Here is a 13,192-nt window from a genome sequence, read left to right as displayed (position 1 = left end):
AGATGGGGTGCGCGAAGCGCTCGGAACAGGGTCGGAACAGGGCTGACAGGAAACGGGGCACGGACCGGACCAGCCTACGTCAGGGGTTTCGCGGCCCTCACGCCAGGCCGCGCCGGGCGTGGCTCACGGCTTCTCGATCCTCGACAGCCGTGCCTCCGGGCGCCCCGCCGCGGAACTCTCCGAGTTGTACATGAGGTCGTCCCCGACCGGGGTGAGACGGACTATGTGCGGAGCCTGGTCGCAGCCCGCATGGTTGGTCTTGATGCCCGCGGCCCTCAGGACGAGCTGTTTCCTCGTCACCTGCTTCAGGGTGAGGGCGTCGACGCAGACCCCGCCGAGAGGGTCGGTGTGGCGCACCTCGCCCACCTTCTCGCCCACGGCGGCCTGCTTGACCGTCACATGGAAGGTGCCCGTCGGAAAGACGCCGTTGAGAGCCGCGCCCCGGCCCTCCCAGGCGCCCAGATAGCGGGCGGGAACCGAGGACGAGGCGGCGGAGGCGGTGGGGGTGGCGGAGGTGGCGGTCGGCGTCGGGGAGGGGCCGGGCTTCCCGCCGTCGCCGAGGAACGGCAGCAGCCATATCAGGGATCCGGCCGTCACCACCGCTAGCGCGCCCACGCCCGCGAGGACCGCACCGCGCCTCGGCCGGCGGTCCTGTTCCTTCCGGCCTTCCTCCTGGCCGGTCACGGTGCCGGCCGAGGCCCAGCCGGGGCGGAGCGACGACGCGGTGGGCTCCTGCGAGGGCGTGTTCCCCGTCCCGGGAGGGGAAGGGGGCGGGACGTCGGGCTGTGTGGGCGTCGGCCCCATCGCCGCGGCTCTGCTGAAGCCCACCGGACCGGACGCCGGTTCCAGTGCCTTCGCTCCCGCGTCCGCCGCCGTCTCCAGGTTCAGCAGCTGTACGGCCCTGCGGCTGACCTGTTCGACCAGGCGGGGCGGGAGCCAGCCGGCCTCGACCAGGCGGGACGCGCCCTCGGGGGCGAGGCGGCGGGCCACGTCGCCCGGGGCCGGGCGGGCGGCCGGGTCCTTGGCCAGGCAGGCCGCCGCCAGCTCCCGGAAGTCCCCCTCCAGGCCGCCCAGCTCGGGCTCCTCGTGGACCACCTTGTACAGCAGCTCCACCGCGGCCTCGCCCGGGAAGGGGGGGTTGCCGGTCGCGGCGTAGACGAGGACCGCGCCCAGGGAGAAGACGTCCGCCGCCCCGGTGACGCCCTTGCCCAGGATCTGCTCGGGTGCCATGTAGCCGGGCGAGCCGACCGACACGCCGGTGGAGGTCAGGGAGGCCGTGGCGTCGGTGGCGCGGGCGATGCCGAAGTCGATCAGGAGGGGGCCGTCGAGGGTGAGCAGGACGTTGGAGGGTTTCACATCGCGGTGCACCAGGCCCAGTTCGTGCACCTTGGCCAGGGCCTCGGCGAGACCGGCGACCAGGGCCCGTACGGAGTGCGGCGGCAGCGGGCCGGTGTCCGCGACCGCGGCGGTCAGGGAGGGGCCGGCCACATAGGCGCTGGCGACCCAGGGCACCGGTGCCTCGGGGTCGGCGTCCAGGATCGGCGCGGTCCAGGCGCCGCCCACCCGGCGGGCGGCCGCCACCTCACGGCGGAAGCGGGCGCGGAACTCCTGGTCGTGGGCGAAGTGCGGGTGCACGACCTTCACCGCGACCGTACGGCCGCCCGCGCTGCGGCCCAGGTAGACACGGCCCATGCCACCGGAGCCCAGACGGCCGAGCAGCCGGTAGGGGCCCACACTGGTGGGCTCGTCGGCTTCCAGCGGCTGCATGTCTCCCCTCCCCCGTACGTCTCACAGCAGGGTAATGCGCCGCGGCCCGGCGGGGTTCTACGGCTGCAGCAGCTCCACCTTCACATCCGACGGGAAGCCGGTCGTCGGGCCGACCCGGCGCGCGAACTCGGCGACCGCCGCCAGCTGCGGTTCACCGAAGCTGAAGTCCAGGGTGGTGAAGTACTGCTCGAGGACCTGCTGGTCGAAGGGCTCCCAGCGGGCCGCCTGTTCGGCGACCTTGCCGACCTCCTCCAGGGACAGGTTGCGGGAGGCCAGGAAGGCCTCGTGGACCTTGCGGGTGATGTCCGGCTCGCGCTCGACGTAGTCGCGGCGGGCCGCCCAGACCGCGAAGACGAACGGCAGGCCCGTCCATTCCTTCCACAGCTGTCCCAGGTCGTGCACGTCCAGGCCGTAGTGCGGGCCGTCGTGCAGATTGGCGCGCAGGGCCGCGTCGCCGATGAGCACCGCCGCCTCCGCCTCCCGCATCATCAGGCTCAGGTCGGGCGGGCAGGTGTAGTAGTCCGGCGCGACCTTGAACCGCTCGGCCAGCAGCAGCTGGGCGAGGCGGACGGAGGTGCGGGAGGTCGATCCGAGGGCGACCCGGGCGCCGTCGAGCCGGTCCAGCGGGAGCTGCGAGACGATCACGCACGACATCACCGGACCGTCGCAGCCGACGGCGATGTCGGGGAAGGCGATCAGATCGTCCGCGTGCTTGAGGAACTCGACGAGGGTGATCGGCCCGATGTCGAGGTCGCCCCGCACCAGCAGCTCGCTGAGCTTCTCCGGGGTGTCCTTCGTCAGCTCGAAGTCGAGGAGTGTGCCCGTTCTCGCGAGCCCCCAGTACAAGGGGAGGCAGTTGAGGAACTGAATGTGGCCTACGCGTGGCCGGCTGCGAGAGTTGTCCACATCGCGAGACTAGACCCTCTCCCCCGCGGTCCCGCCGCCGCCCCCTTCTCCGTCCCCGCGCCCGCCCATTGCCCCGATCGGCCGATTCCCCTCCGTCCTTTTTCTCGCTTTTTCTCGCCTTCTGTCCGACCGAACCACTCTCTCTGCGTCAACCTCTCCCCAGAGCCTTCCAGCGTCCGGGTGACGTGATCTTTCCCTCTCTTGCGTTCGGCTTCCCGCGTGCTAGGCTCACCAGCAAGTTGCAGTTTGGTTTCCCTTGCAGTACAGAGCCTGCGGAGCATGTAACCGCGGGCTCTGGTCGTTTTCAGACCGTATGCAGTTGTGCGGCGATTTCCGTTATCACACTTGCAGGTTCTGGAGCAGGGCGACCCTTTGAGCCCAAGGAGGGCTTATGGCTACCGGAACCGTTAAGTGGTTCAACGCCGAAAAGGGCTTTGGCTTCATCGCCCAGGAAGGCGGCGGCCCCGACGTTTTCGTCCACTACTCCGCGATCAACGCGACCGGTTTCCGCTCCCTCGAAGAGAACCAGCAGGTGAGCTTCGACGTCACTCAGGGCCCGAAGGGTCCTCAGGCGGAGAACGTCACCGCGCTCTGAGAAGCAGTACCCAAGGAGCCCCGCGCCGTCCGGCGACGGGGCTCCTGCCCTTTCCCGGTGCCCCCGGGGGCACGCCCGTTCGGCAGTCCCCGGGGGGCGCGCCCGTCTGGCAGCCCTCCCGAGGCATGCCCGTCCGCGGATGCCTCGGCGTTCCCCGCCACGGCCTCTTTCCGTGCCCGCCGGTCAGGAGCGGTGCGCCCGGCCGTGCTCCCGGCCCTCAGGCCGCGGACGGGGACCAGGCCCGGCCCTCCATGAGGTTGCCCAGGCCCGCCCAGGCGAAGTTCATCAGGGTCGCCGCCGCCTGGTGGGCCGTGACGCCCGGGGTGGCGTTGGCCCAGGCGGCCAGGGACTCGGCGGCGCCGACCAGGGCCTCGGCGAGCCCGGTGGCCTCGTGCTCGGGCAGCGCGGGGACGTGCCGCTCCCCCGGGCCTCCGTCCCCGCGCGCACAGGGGGCGGCCCTGTCCCGGGCGGCGGCGAGGATCAGCTGGGCGACGAACGCGATGAACTCCGCACGCACCGCGGCGACCTCGGCCGCGAACGGCTCCCCTTGGGTATGGGCCTGCCGGTGCAGCACCGTCCAGCCCTCCGGGTGCTGCGCGGTGTGCGTGAAGAACGCCCGTAGTCCTTCCCAGAGTTGGCGCTCCGCGGGCATGTCGGGACGGACCTTGGACCGTACGGCCTCGGTCAGCGCCGTGGCCTCGCGGCGGATGCAGGCGCCGAAGAGGTCCTCCTTGGAGTTCAGGTACAGGTAGACCAACGGCTTGGAGACGCCCGCCCGTTCCGCTATCTCGTCCATCGACGCGGCCATGTAGCCGCGCTGCCCGAAGAGCTGTACGGCGGCGTCGAGCATCTGCTGCTCACGGACCGCCCTCGGCTTCCGCTTGGTCCTCACGGCACCCATGGGCCAAGCCTATGGTCGCGGCAGGGATCCCAGGCCCGCCGAAGGGACCGGCCGGCGCCGGACCGATCGGTTCAGGACGCCTGGCCCTGCGCCCGCGTCTGGTCGTCGGCCTCGTCCTCCTGGCCGGCGCTGGCCCGGAAATTCGCCTTCATGCGCTCCATCCGCCGGGCGACCTGGATCGACGCCCGGTCCCGCTCCTTGCGCAGGACGACAAAGCTGATCGGGGCCGAAATCACCAGGGCGAGCAGAATGATCCACAGGCCGTTGGAGTCGCCGAGACCGCGGGGAGCGACACCGGAGTAGACGAGGCCCCAGACGACCACGAGGCAGCCCACGAAGATCCCGAGGCGCATCAGCGTGTAGCGGAGCATCTCCATCCACTCTTCCGTTCCGGACATTTTCACCAGGGCAAATCCAGTGAAGCACGCCGGAAACCCGATCGTGAAAGAGGGGTGCCGGACGGGAGTCTCACATCAGCGACAGATGCATGATCACATCGTCCCGGTCGTCGTCCGGCGCGACCCGGATGGCCCCGGGCACCCGCCCGACCTCCTTGTAGCCGCAGGAGGCGTAGAACCGCTCCAGGCCGAGCCCGCCACGGCAGGTGAGCCGGATCGCCTCGATGCCATCGAAGCTCCGGGCCGCGTTCGCCGCGGTCGCCAGCAGTTCCCGGCCGTAGCCCCGGCCCTGGTGGCGCGGGTGGACCATCACGGTGTAGAGCCACAGCCAGTGGGTCATCAGCCGGTGGGTGTTGAAGGTCAGAAAGGCCGTCGCGGCGACTCGCCCCTCCTTGTCGTGGCCGACCAGCAGCCGGGAGCGGCCCTCGGCCATCGCCACAAGCTGCCTCACCAGCTCGGGCCGTATCTCCTCCCGCGTCACCGGTGGGACGAAGCCGACCGCGCCGCCCGTGTTCGTGACGTCGGTCCACAGCTCGAGGATTCCGTCGCACAGAGCGGGGTCGACAGCGGGGTCCAGAGTGAAAGTAAGGGGCATTGCCCCATCGTAGTTATTACACGAACGCTCTTGTCCAGCGAATAAAGAGAGAGGAGCCCCTACCCTACGCCAGCGCCCGCGCCGCCACCGTCAGGTCCGAGACCAGCCCCCGGTACGCCGTCTCCCGGTCCTGTGCCCGCAGCACGGACGAGGGGTGCACGGTCGGGACGAGCCGCTGCGGGCGCCCGTGGACCTCCTCCTCCAGCACCATGCCGCGCACTCCGGTCACCCGGAACGAGGGGCCCAGCAGCGCCTTGCCGGCCGTCGCGCCCAGAAGCACGATCAGCTCGGGCTCCACGAGCGCCAGCTCGGCCGCGAGCCAGGGCGCGCACGCCCTCGTCTCCCGCAGTCCCGGCGCCTTGTGGAGACGGCGTCCGCCGGCCCGGGTGAACTTGAAGTGCTTGACCGCGTTGGTGACATAGGTCTCGTCCGGGTCGACACCGGCTTCCGCCAGCGCCCGGTCCAGCAGCTTTCCGGCCGGTCCGACGAACGGCCTGCCCTGCCGGTCCTCCTGGTCGCCGGGCTGCTCGCCGACGAGCATGATCCGGGCGTCGCTACTCCCGGCGCCGAACACGGTTTGGGTGGCGTCCCGGTGCAGCGGGCAGCCCTGGCAGCCGGCGGCGGCCTCGCGCAGGGCGGCCAGATCGGCGTGGGCCGGGACGAACGGCTCGGCGGTGCAGGCGTTCTCGGGCACCCGGGGGTTCCGGGCGGCTTTCGGCTTCGTGGTGGCCATGCCGGGCGGGTACCCGCCCGGCCCACGGCATCACGGCCCGCGCCGGCTCACTCCCGTACGGGCCCGCACGGGCAGCGCCGGCTCACACCCGCATGGGCTGCGGCGTGTCGCGGCGCGCGGGGTCCGGGCCGTCGTACTCCCGGACGACCTCGTACCGCGTGTTGCGCTCCACCGGGCGGAAGCCCGCGTCGCGGATCAGCTCCAGCAGGTCCTCGCGGGTCAGCTTGTCCGGGGTGCCGAAGTTGTCCGCGTCGTGCGTGATCTTGTACTCGACGACCGAGCCGTCCATGTCGTCGGCGCCGTGCTGGAGGGCGAGCTGCGCGGTCTGCACACCGTGCATCACCCAGAAGACCTTGACGTGCGGGACGTTGTCGAACAGCAGCCGTGAGACGGCGAAGGTCTTCAGCACCTCGGCGCCCGTCGCCATCGTCGTACGGGCCTGGAGGCGGTTGCGGACCTTGCCGTCCTTCATGTCCACGAAGTCGTGCTGGTAGCGCAGCGGGATGAAGACCTGGAAACCGCCGGTCTCGTCCTGGAGCTCACGCAGCCGCAGCACATGGTCCACACGGTGGCGGGGCTCCTCGATGTGGCCGTAGAGCATGGTGCACGGAGTCTTCAGCCCCTTCTCGTGGGCGAGGCGGTGGATCCGGGACCAGTCCTCCCAGTGGGTCCGGTGATCCACGATGTGCTGCCGGACCTCCCAGTCGAAGATCTCCGCGCCGCCGCCGGTGAGGGACTCGAGCCCGGCGTCGATCAGCTCGTCGAGGATCTCGGAGGCGGACAGTCCGGAGATCGTCTCGAAGTGGTGGATCTCCGTGGCCGTGAACGCCTTCAGTGACACACCGGGCAGCGCTTCCTTCAACGCCCGCAGGGCACGCGGGTAGTAACGCCACGGCAGGGTGGGGTGGAGACCGTTGACGATGTGCAGCTCGGTCAGGTTCTCCGGCTCCATCTCCTTGGCCAGCCCGACGGCCTCCTCGATGCGCATCGTGTACGCGTCCTTCTCGCCCGGCTTGCGCTGGAAGGAGCAGTAGGCGCAGGACGCGGTGCACACATTCGTCAGGTTGAGGTGCCGGTTGACGTTGAAGTACACCACGTCGCCGTTCTTGCGGGTGCGCACCTCGTGGGCGAGTCCGCCGAGCCACGCCAGGTCGTCCGACTCGTACAGCGCGATGCCGTCCTCGCGAGTCAGCCGCTCACCGGAGCGGACCTTCTCCTCCAGCTCGCGCTTGAGCCCGACGTCCATGCCCATACCGCCCATACCTCTTTCCTCGAAGACTCCGACAACCGTACGCCCCCTGCCCCTTGGGACAGGGGGCGCCCCCGGCTGGTCAGACCTTTTCGGGCAGTTCGCCCACCCGGTTCTCCCACTTGGTGGAGAGAACGATCGTGGTACGGGTCCGGGAGACGCCCTTGGTGCCGGACAGCCGCCGGATGATGCTCTCCAGTCCGTCGACGTCCGGGGCGCGCACCTTGAGCATGAAGGAGTCGTCGCCCGCGATGAACCAGCAGTCCTCGATCTCGGGCAGCTCGCTCAGCCGCTGCGCCACGTCCTCGTGGTCGGCGGCGTCGGAGAGCGAGATGCCGATCAGGGCGGTGACGCCAAGGCCGAGCTTGGCGGAGTTCACCGTGGCGCGATAACCGGTGATGACACCGGCTGTCTCCAGCCGGTTGATGCGGTCGGTGACACTCGGTCCCGACAGGCCGACGAGGCGCCCCAGCTCCGCGTACGAGGCCCGGCCGTTCTCCCTCAGGGCCTGGATGAGCTGCCTGTCCACCGCGTCCATGCGATCGAAGCCTTCCACTGAAGAGATCCGGTGAGGGATCTCGAGAAGTTCTGGAGTGTGTCGAGTGGTCCTGGTACTACCGGTAGTGCTCTTGCTCTCTGTCGTTCACAAGGGCCGGGAACCACCGCCCAGTTCACCCTCCCAACGGCGGTAGAGACGGTGGGGTACGCCCACGGTGTCGAGGGTCCGGCCGGCCACGAAGTCCACCAGGTGCTGGATGTGTGTGGCCCCGGCGTAGAAGGCGGGCGAGGCGGGCAGGACGGTGGCGCCCGCGTCGTCCAGGGTCACCAGGTGCCGCAGCGTCTGGCCGTGCAGTGGGGTCTCCCGTACGACCACGACCAACGGTCTGCCCTCCTTGAGGGTCACGCTCGCCGCCCGCTGCAGCAGGTCCTTCGACAGCCCGAGGGCGACCCCCGCCACACAGGCCGTCGAGGCGGGCACGATCAGCATGCCCTTCGCCGGATACGACCCGGAGGACGGTCCGGCCGCCAGGTCACCGGCGCTCCAGTACCGCACCCCCGTGAGGTCCACCTCGAACGCATCGGGCTTGCCGTCGGCCCCCTGGGACAGCCACTGCCGCAGGTCGTCCCGCCAGTGCGCGTCCCGGAAGGAGATCCCTGTCTCGTCGAGCAGGGTGAGCCGCGAGGCCCGGCTGACCACCAGGTCGACGGCCTGCCCGGCCTCGAGCAACGCCCGCAGCACAGCGGCCGCATACGGAGTGCCGGAAGCCCCGGACACCCCCACGATCCAAGGCGTGCGCCGCGTTTCCCCTACGTTCACACGTCGAGCCTACCGGCGAAACGGGTCATACACAGGACTGGCCGGTCACCTTCGCACCATAGGGAAGCGACGGTGAGGCTCGTCGGTCCGCCGGGCGGCCGGGAACACGCCCTGCGGCCTGCTGGACCGCAAGCGCGGTCGACCGGTACCCGCGACGGTCAGGCCGGCTTCCCTGGGATCCCGCTTCCGCTACTTCCGGGGACGGAGCGCACGCCAGGGGCTCGTGCGGACGCACGAGCCCCTGCTTCTTTTTTCAGGACTTCACTCGCAAGGCGATCCGCAGGACGTCGGTGAGCGACCGCGTCAGCTCGACCACGAGGTATCGCAGTTCCTCGGGTCCCGCCTCGCCCACCAGCTGCCGGGCGTGTCCCAGGAGGATGTCCGCCATCTCGAGCTGGATGTCCTCCACCAGGTCGGCGCGGCGCGAGACCGGACCCGGCCGGGCGGGGTCGGCGACGACGTGGGCGGGCCTGCCGTCGGCACCGCACCAGGGCAAGGGGCGGGGCTCATGGCTTTCGCCGGATGCCGACACGAACCTCATGCGGCCCCCATCCCGTGGACCACATACGGACCGGGCACCTCCGGCCCCCGTGCCGCCCACTCCGCCTCCCGCCTCAGAGCCGCCTGTTCGGCGGCGATGACATAGGGACGGACGGACCGGGTGGCCTCTCCCGCGAGAGGCGTCTCAGGGCAGGGGAAGCAGAGCCGGGGCCGAGCCTGGCTTCGGTACGTCCGGACCGGCCCGGAGCGCCGGTGCCGCCCCGCCGGCGGCTTGGACGGGGCGGGCAGCACCGTACGAATCAGGCTCAGCAGGATCGCGACGGACGCGAGGAAGAGGGCCGCGCAGGGCAGGAGGGGAGGGATAGGCTCGGACATGCGTCAGCTCCTTGTCAGCTGGTGCCGCGCCCCGGGACGGTTGCAGCCGTCGCCGGGGTCTTTTCAGGCGACAGTACTGCAAGTCCACTATGTATTCTAGGGGAACTACAGATCGACTAGCAGACAAAGTAAACGCATCATGGCGCAGTTATGGAGTTCGAACCCGACATCCCCCGCTGGCGCCAGGTGGCTGCCGTGATCCGGTCGCGTATCGAGGAGGGCGTCTACCCTCCACGTGGTCGGGTCCCTTCGGTGCAGCAGCTCGTCGAGGAGTTCGGCATCGCCACGGCAACGGCGCAAAAGGTGAACGTCGGCCTCAAGCGGGAGGGGCTCGTCTACACGGAACCTGGCATGGGTTCCTTCGTGTCCCGCGACGCCCTCGAGATCCTCCGGAAAGCCCGCGCAGCAGCCGAAGCGGAAGCCGCGGACTAACCACGACGGCCCCCGGCATCAGAGAGGGTTGCCCTGATGCCGGGGCCGTCGATGAACACCTCAGCCGTCGCTGATGTCCAGAGGCGGCAGCCCGTCCGCCAAGGTGCCGTCGATGCAACCGCCACTGAAGCGATCCCGGCGACCGCCATGACCCGCAAACGCCAGACGGCGTACGGCGCAACGCTAAGGCATCGGTGTGTCGGCTTCGGTCGCAATGGGCGGATCCGCCGCGGGGAGGTCACGGCCGAACGCCGCGCGGGTGGACTGGTCGGTCAGGACGGGCAGCAGGTCTTCCTCCCCGGCGAAGAGCACCGCGGCGGCGGGATGCACGGCCTGATGGAACATCGACGCGAGCACATCGGCCAACGGCTGGTTCCAGGCCAGGTGGACGATCCGGTCCGCGGCTGCCTCGTCGCCGCGCCGGTGGGCGCTCTGCCACTGGCCGAGGAACACCCGCGCTCGTGTGTAGGCCTCTGTCCGGCCCTTGACCAGGACGGGACGGTTCAGCCCGAACACCTCGATGCTCTTCTCCCCTTTCACGCTGAGCGCGGTATAGGTGCCCACGGACAGAGCGAGGTGCAGGTGGCGCAAGGGTTCTTCACGGGTGGGGTCGAGCAGGAGAGGGCTTCCGTCCCTCTCGTCACGCGGAAAGGCGTCCCGCTTGCAGTGACTGTTGCACACAGTGCAGGCGAGAAGATGGTTGGCCCAGTCGAAGGCCCGTAACGGATTGACCACCACCGGTTCGAAATGGTCGATGGCGCATCCCTGGTTGTCGCCGCAATACATGCACCGTTCGTGCCCTGCCGCCATGCGTCCGAGGGTCCGCATCAGCTCCGGGTGCACCTTGGTACGGACCGTTCTGTTGTGGCGCCACAGCTTCTCCGCCGTCGTCCTGCGGTCGTCCGCGGCCTCGACCTTGGCTCCATACGTCTTCAGGTATTCCGCAGTCCTGCGGGGCAGCGGGATCCGCACCAGCCTGATCACTCGTCGCGTCCCGGTTCCGGTGTCTGGGGTTCTTCAGCAGCCAGCAGGGGCAGGCCGGCCGACATCTCGTCCAGCCGGGCCGACGGCGAACTGGTGAGCAGCTGTTTGAGGCGGATGTAGCGGGCCGTGGCCGCCGAGTCGGCCGTGCCCCGCAGGATCGCCGCCTCCAGCGCAACCAGCTCGGCCCTGGTCCTCTCGGCTTTCTCGGAGTAGGGGCTGTCCAGGCCGAACAGCGCCGACAGGGCGGCGTCGTCCCCGCTGCCGTACACCACACGCTCGTACAGGTCGTCGTCGACAACCTGTGGACCTGTCCGTTCCCCCGGTCCTGGGAGCCGGATGAGACCACCGGGATCGGCGGACTGGCAGATGTAGGGGCTGTGCGTGGTGACCAGGAACTGGATGCCGGGAAAATGCGTGGTCAGCCACGGGCCGATGCGACGCTGCCACGACACGTGCAGATGGGCGTCCACCTCGTCGATCAGGACGACTCCCGGAACGGGGACGACGAGCCGGCCGTCCTCATCCTCGCGTACCAGGGCCAGACCGCTCTCACGGGCGAGCGCGTACGACTCGTACACCTGTCGCAGCAGGTCGACCACCAGAGCGGTGATCGTCCGCAGGCCGTCGCTCATCTCCCGCAGCGGGTAGCGCACCCCCTGCCGTTCGACCCACAGGCCCTCGGAGTCGACATCCACCACGCGGCAGTCGTCGGGCAGCAGACCGTCGCCCAGGATCGTCAGCGCTGTGGCCTTCAGCTCGGCAGCGGCGGTGTTTCCCTCCAGGGCACGCAGGTGCTGCCCGACGAGCCAGGTGACGGCATCGGCCAAGGACGCGTCCTCGTCGAAGAGGGTGTCCAGTCGGGACAGGGCGAGCGCGCGTGGCTTGTTCCGGGGCCTGTCGTCGCCCCCGGACAGGCGTCGGAAGGCTCCGTAGCCTGCCAGCAGCCAGCCGTTCGGCTGTGCGTCCCACATGCCTCCGGACGCGAAAGGGTCCCCTCCCTGGTCCTCAAGGCCATTGCTCGCCGACAGGGCCGGTTCGGTGCGACGTGGGGTGCGGCCCGCACGTCCGCCGGCTCTCCGCCCCGGCTCCCGCTGTGCCCAGTGCAGCTTGGACCAGAACGGGTCCACGGGGGCCTCGGGAGGGGCGGGAAAGAGGGAGTCTTCGGACCAGTCGCCCCGGAAGTCCAGATCCTGATCAGGCACGATCCTCACAGCCGACTCGGCCGCTTGGGCGCCTTCGCTGACCCAGGACTCGAAGCTCGGCAGCAGCCGGTGGGCATTGTCCGGCCCCGCGCAGGCCAGGGCGATGGCCCGCAGCAGGCTCGTCTTGCCGGAGCCATTGCGCCCCGCGAGCACCGTCCAGCCGGCGTAGGAGCCGTCGGGGCGCGCGAGATCGAGCACGGCGGCGCGGTCGCCGTGAAACGATCTCACATTCCGCACACAGATGCGGCTCACATACACGGGGGCTTCCTGAGGTCGGCGCGGACAGGGTCGTCGATCGCACTCTACGTGTCCTCACAGATCCACACCGATCGTTCTCCACCGTCAGCCCGCGCACCAGCAGATCCAGCGGTGTGCAACGGCGATGGACGTGCCCGCACCAGCCACTTCGCAGCACTTCGCCCCGCCGACCACACGATCGGCGGGGCGAAGCAGACGACCCCGGATCAACCAACAGCATCTCTTGCCGGGGGCGGGGCCGTTTCGTCCGTGTCCGTGGTCAGCGCAGCTCACCGAGGACGCTGCGCAGCCAGTCCAGCGGATCCATGGCCAGCAGCTGGTCGGCCAGCGCCTTGGCCGTCGCCGTGACGAGTCGGCCGCGGCTGTTGTCGATCCACCGCTGGGCCAGCTCGTAGCCCTGGGACCGGTACTCGATGCCCTGCAGCATGCACTCGAGCTTGTCGGCGTCTCGCGCGCAGACCGCTTCAGGGGACTCGTGGGCCTCGTACTCCGCGATCAGGTCCCGGATGCGATCGGCGAGGACCTTGGGCATGCCCGCCGTCTGGTCGGCGGTCACGGCCTGCGGATCGGCCTTGCCGGCGTACTTCTTCGCGATGTGGTTGACGTCGCCGGTGCGGGTTTCCTGCGAGTCGTGCCAGACCGCCAGGAATGCGGCGCGTGCCGGGTCGGCGCCCTCCAGCGTGGCGATGACGGATGCGATCAGGGAGGTGCGCCAGGCGTGCTCGGCGACGCTCTCCGGATCGCGTACGCCGGCCATCCACCAGCCGGTGCGCCGGGCTTGCTTCAGCGTGCCTGCCTCATACAAGAACCGTGCCACCGGGGCCAGTTCGTCTTCATCGGACACGGATGGACTCCTCTCACGCCTCGGCGAGGCGGAGTGTGTGCCTGATGCCCTCCTGCACGAGGGCGGCGTTGCAAAACGCCCTCACGAAAAGGGTCTCGCCCCATACCCTGGCAGTGCGACCCGTACAGAGAGGG

Annotated in this window: 16 protein-coding genes; 2 read left to right on the top strand and 14 right to left on the bottom strand. The window is 69.9% G+C overall.

The window, feature by feature from the left end:
• Window positions 1-123 precede the first annotated feature (123 nt).
• Both ABD224_RS04975 and ABD224_RS04970 read right to left on the bottom strand, forming a co-directional pair.
• Window positions 124-1,767, bottom strand: a complete 1,644-nt coding sequence (locus ABD224_RS04975; protein ID WP_344047193.1) for a serine/threonine-protein kinase — start codon at window positions 1,765-1,767, stop codon at window positions 124-126.
• Window positions 1,768-1,824: 57 nt separating this feature from the next.
• Window positions 1,825-2,673 (bottom strand): menaquinone biosynthetic enzyme MqnA/MqnD family protein, encoded by an 849-nt coding sequence (locus ABD224_RS04970; protein ID WP_344047191.1) that lies wholly within the window; start codon window positions 2,671-2,673, stop codon window positions 1,825-1,827.
• A 391-nt stretch (window positions 2,674-3,064) separates the two neighbouring features.
• Between ABD224_RS04970 and ABD224_RS04965 the strand changes: the two genes are divergently transcribed.
• Complete coding sequence (locus tag ABD224_RS04965) at window positions 3,065-3,268, top strand: cold-shock protein (protein WP_067395343.1); 204 nt, start codon at window positions 3,065-3,067, stop codon at window positions 3,266-3,268.
• Between the two features lie 217 nt (window positions 3,269-3,485).
• On the opposite strand, the gene ABD224_RS04960 is transcribed toward ABD224_RS04965, so the two are convergent.
• The 9 genes from ABD224_RS04960 to ABD224_RS04920 form a co-directional block, all read right to left on the bottom strand.
• Window positions 3,486-4,169 carry a TetR/AcrR family transcriptional regulator gene (locus ABD224_RS04960; RefSeq protein ID WP_344047186.1) on the bottom strand — a complete coding sequence of 228 codons (684 nt, stop codon included), beginning with the start codon at window positions 4,167-4,169 and terminating at the stop codon, window positions 3,486-3,488.
• 71 nt (window positions 4,170-4,240) lie between these two features.
• Window positions 4,241-4,540 (bottom strand): DUF4229 domain-containing protein, encoded by a 300-nt coding sequence (locus ABD224_RS04955; protein ID WP_344047453.1) that lies wholly within the window; start codon window positions 4,538-4,540, stop codon window positions 4,241-4,243.
• A gap of 97 nt (window positions 4,541-4,637) precedes the next feature.
• Window positions 4,638-5,162: a GNAT family N-acetyltransferase gene (locus ABD224_RS04950; RefSeq protein ID WP_344047185.1), complete on the bottom strand. Its 525-nt coding sequence runs from the start codon at window positions 5,160-5,162 to the stop codon at window positions 4,638-4,640.
• Between the two features lie 64 nt (window positions 5,163-5,226).
• A complete protein-coding gene (locus ABD224_RS04945; protein ID WP_344047184.1) occupies window positions 5,227-5,895 on the bottom strand; it encodes a UdgX family uracil-DNA binding protein in 669 nt (222 codons plus the stop codon).
• A gap of 82 nt (window positions 5,896-5,977) precedes the next feature.
• Window positions 5,978-7,141 (bottom strand): aminofutalosine synthase MqnE, encoded by a 1,164-nt coding sequence (gene mqnE, locus ABD224_RS04940; protein ID WP_344047451.1) that lies wholly within the window; start codon window positions 7,139-7,141, stop codon window positions 5,978-5,980.
• A gap of 85 nt (window positions 7,142-7,226) precedes the next feature.
• The gene (locus ABD224_RS04935; RefSeq protein ID WP_344047183.1) at window positions 7,227-7,682 is read right to left on the bottom strand and encodes an Lrp/AsnC family transcriptional regulator; all 456 of its coding nucleotides are present in this window, start codon (window positions 7,680-7,682) and stop codon (window positions 7,227-7,229) included.
• Between the two features lie 105 nt (window positions 7,683-7,787).
• The gene (locus ABD224_RS04930; RefSeq protein WP_344047181.1) at window positions 7,788-8,462 is read right to left on the bottom strand and encodes a UbiX family flavin prenyltransferase; all 675 of its coding nucleotides are present in this window, start codon (window positions 8,460-8,462) and stop codon (window positions 7,788-7,790) included.
• 253 nt (window positions 8,463-8,715) lie between these two features.
• Window positions 8,716-9,003: a hypothetical protein gene (locus ABD224_RS04925; RefSeq protein WP_344047179.1), complete on the bottom strand. Its 288-nt coding sequence runs from the start codon at window positions 9,001-9,003 to the stop codon at window positions 8,716-8,718.
• On the bottom strand, window positions 9,000-9,338 hold the full coding sequence (locus ABD224_RS04920) for a hypothetical protein (protein WP_344047177.1): 339 nt from the start codon (window positions 9,336-9,338) through the stop codon (window positions 9,000-9,002). Before ABD224_RS04920 ends, ABD224_RS04925 begins: the two co-directional genes overlap by 4 nt.
• A gap of 150 nt (window positions 9,339-9,488) precedes the next feature.
• On the opposite strand from ABD224_RS04920, the gene ABD224_RS04915 reads away from it, so the two are divergent.
• Window positions 9,489-9,770, top strand: a complete 282-nt coding sequence (locus ABD224_RS04915; RefSeq protein ID WP_344047175.1) for a GntR family transcriptional regulator — start codon at window positions 9,489-9,491, stop codon at window positions 9,768-9,770.
• 183 nt (window positions 9,771-9,953) lie between these two features.
• Here the strand turns inward: ABD224_RS04915 and ABD224_RS04910 are convergent, their stop codons facing one another.
• From ABD224_RS04910 to ABD224_RS04900, 3 genes are all read right to left on the bottom strand, one after another.
• On the bottom strand, window positions 9,954-10,754 hold the full coding sequence (locus ABD224_RS04910; protein WP_344047173.1) for an HNH endonuclease family protein: 801 nt from the start codon (window positions 10,752-10,754) through the stop codon (window positions 9,954-9,956).
• Window positions 10,751-12,184 (bottom strand): AAA family ATPase, encoded by a 1,434-nt coding sequence (locus tag ABD224_RS04905; RefSeq protein WP_344047171.1) that lies wholly within the window; start codon window positions 12,182-12,184, stop codon window positions 10,751-10,753. Before ABD224_RS04905 ends, ABD224_RS04910 begins: the two co-directional genes overlap by 4 nt.
• A 289-nt stretch (window positions 12,185-12,473) precedes the next feature.
• Window positions 12,474-13,058: an HD domain-containing protein gene (locus ABD224_RS04900; RefSeq protein ID WP_344047169.1), complete on the bottom strand. Its 585-nt coding sequence runs from the start codon at window positions 13,056-13,058 to the stop codon at window positions 12,474-12,476.
• Between the last annotated feature and the right edge of the window lie 134 nt (window positions 13,059-13,192).

This window comes from Streptomyces thermoalcalitolerans, from assembly GCF_039525155.1.
In the GTDB taxonomy this organism is placed as follows: Bacteria; Actinomycetota; Actinomycetes; order Streptomycetales; family Streptomycetaceae; genus Streptomyces; species Streptomyces thermovulgaris.
Note: the sequence above shows the minus strand (reverse complement) of the source record. Positions and strands in the feature narration are given on the sequence as shown.

What these genes read in the sequence shown, in the direction of transcription:
- ABD224_RS04945 (WP_344047184.1), bottom strand. Translation starts at nt 5,895, where the DNA reads ATGGCCACCACGAAGCCGAAAGCCGCCCGGAACCCCCGGGTGCCCGAG.
- ABD224_RS04935 (WP_344047183.1), bottom strand. Translation starts at nt 7,682, where the DNA reads ATGGACGCGGTGGACAGGCAGCTCATCCAGGCCCTGAGGGAGAACGGC.
- ABD224_RS04960 (WP_344047186.1), bottom strand. Translation starts at nt 4,169, where the DNA reads ATGGGTGCCGTGAGGACCAAGCGGAAGCCGAGGGCGGTCCGTGAGCAG.
- ABD224_RS04975 (WP_344047193.1), bottom strand. Translation starts at nt 1,767, where the DNA reads ATGCAGCCGCTGGAAGCCGACGAGCCCACCAGTGTGGGCCCCTACCGG.
- ABD224_RS04955 (WP_344047453.1), bottom strand. Translation starts at nt 4,540, where the DNA reads ATGCTCCGCTACACGCTGATGCGCCTCGGGATCTTCGTGGGCTGCCTC.
- mqnE (WP_344047451.1), bottom strand. Translation starts at nt 7,141, where the DNA reads ATGGACGTCGGGCTCAAGCGCGAGCTGGAGGAGAAGGTCCGCTCCGGT.
- ABD224_RS04965 (WP_067395343.1), top strand. Translation starts at nt 3,065, where the DNA reads ATGGCTACCGGAACCGTTAAGTGGTTCAACGCCGAAAAGGGCTTTGGC.
- ABD224_RS04915 (WP_344047175.1), top strand. Translation starts at nt 9,489, where the DNA reads ATGGAGTTCGAACCCGACATCCCCCGCTGGCGCCAGGTGGCTGCCGTG.
- ABD224_RS04925 (WP_344047179.1), bottom strand. Translation starts at nt 9,003, where the DNA reads ATGAGGTTCGTGTCGGCATCCGGCGAAAGCCATGAGCCCCGCCCCTTG.
- ABD224_RS04950 (WP_344047185.1), bottom strand. Translation starts at nt 5,162, where the DNA reads ATGCCCCTTACTTTCACTCTGGACCCCGCTGTCGACCCCGCTCTGTGC.
- ABD224_RS04920 (WP_344047177.1), bottom strand. Translation starts at nt 9,338, where the DNA reads ATGTCCGAGCCTATCCCTCCCCTCCTGCCCTGCGCGGCCCTCTTCCTC.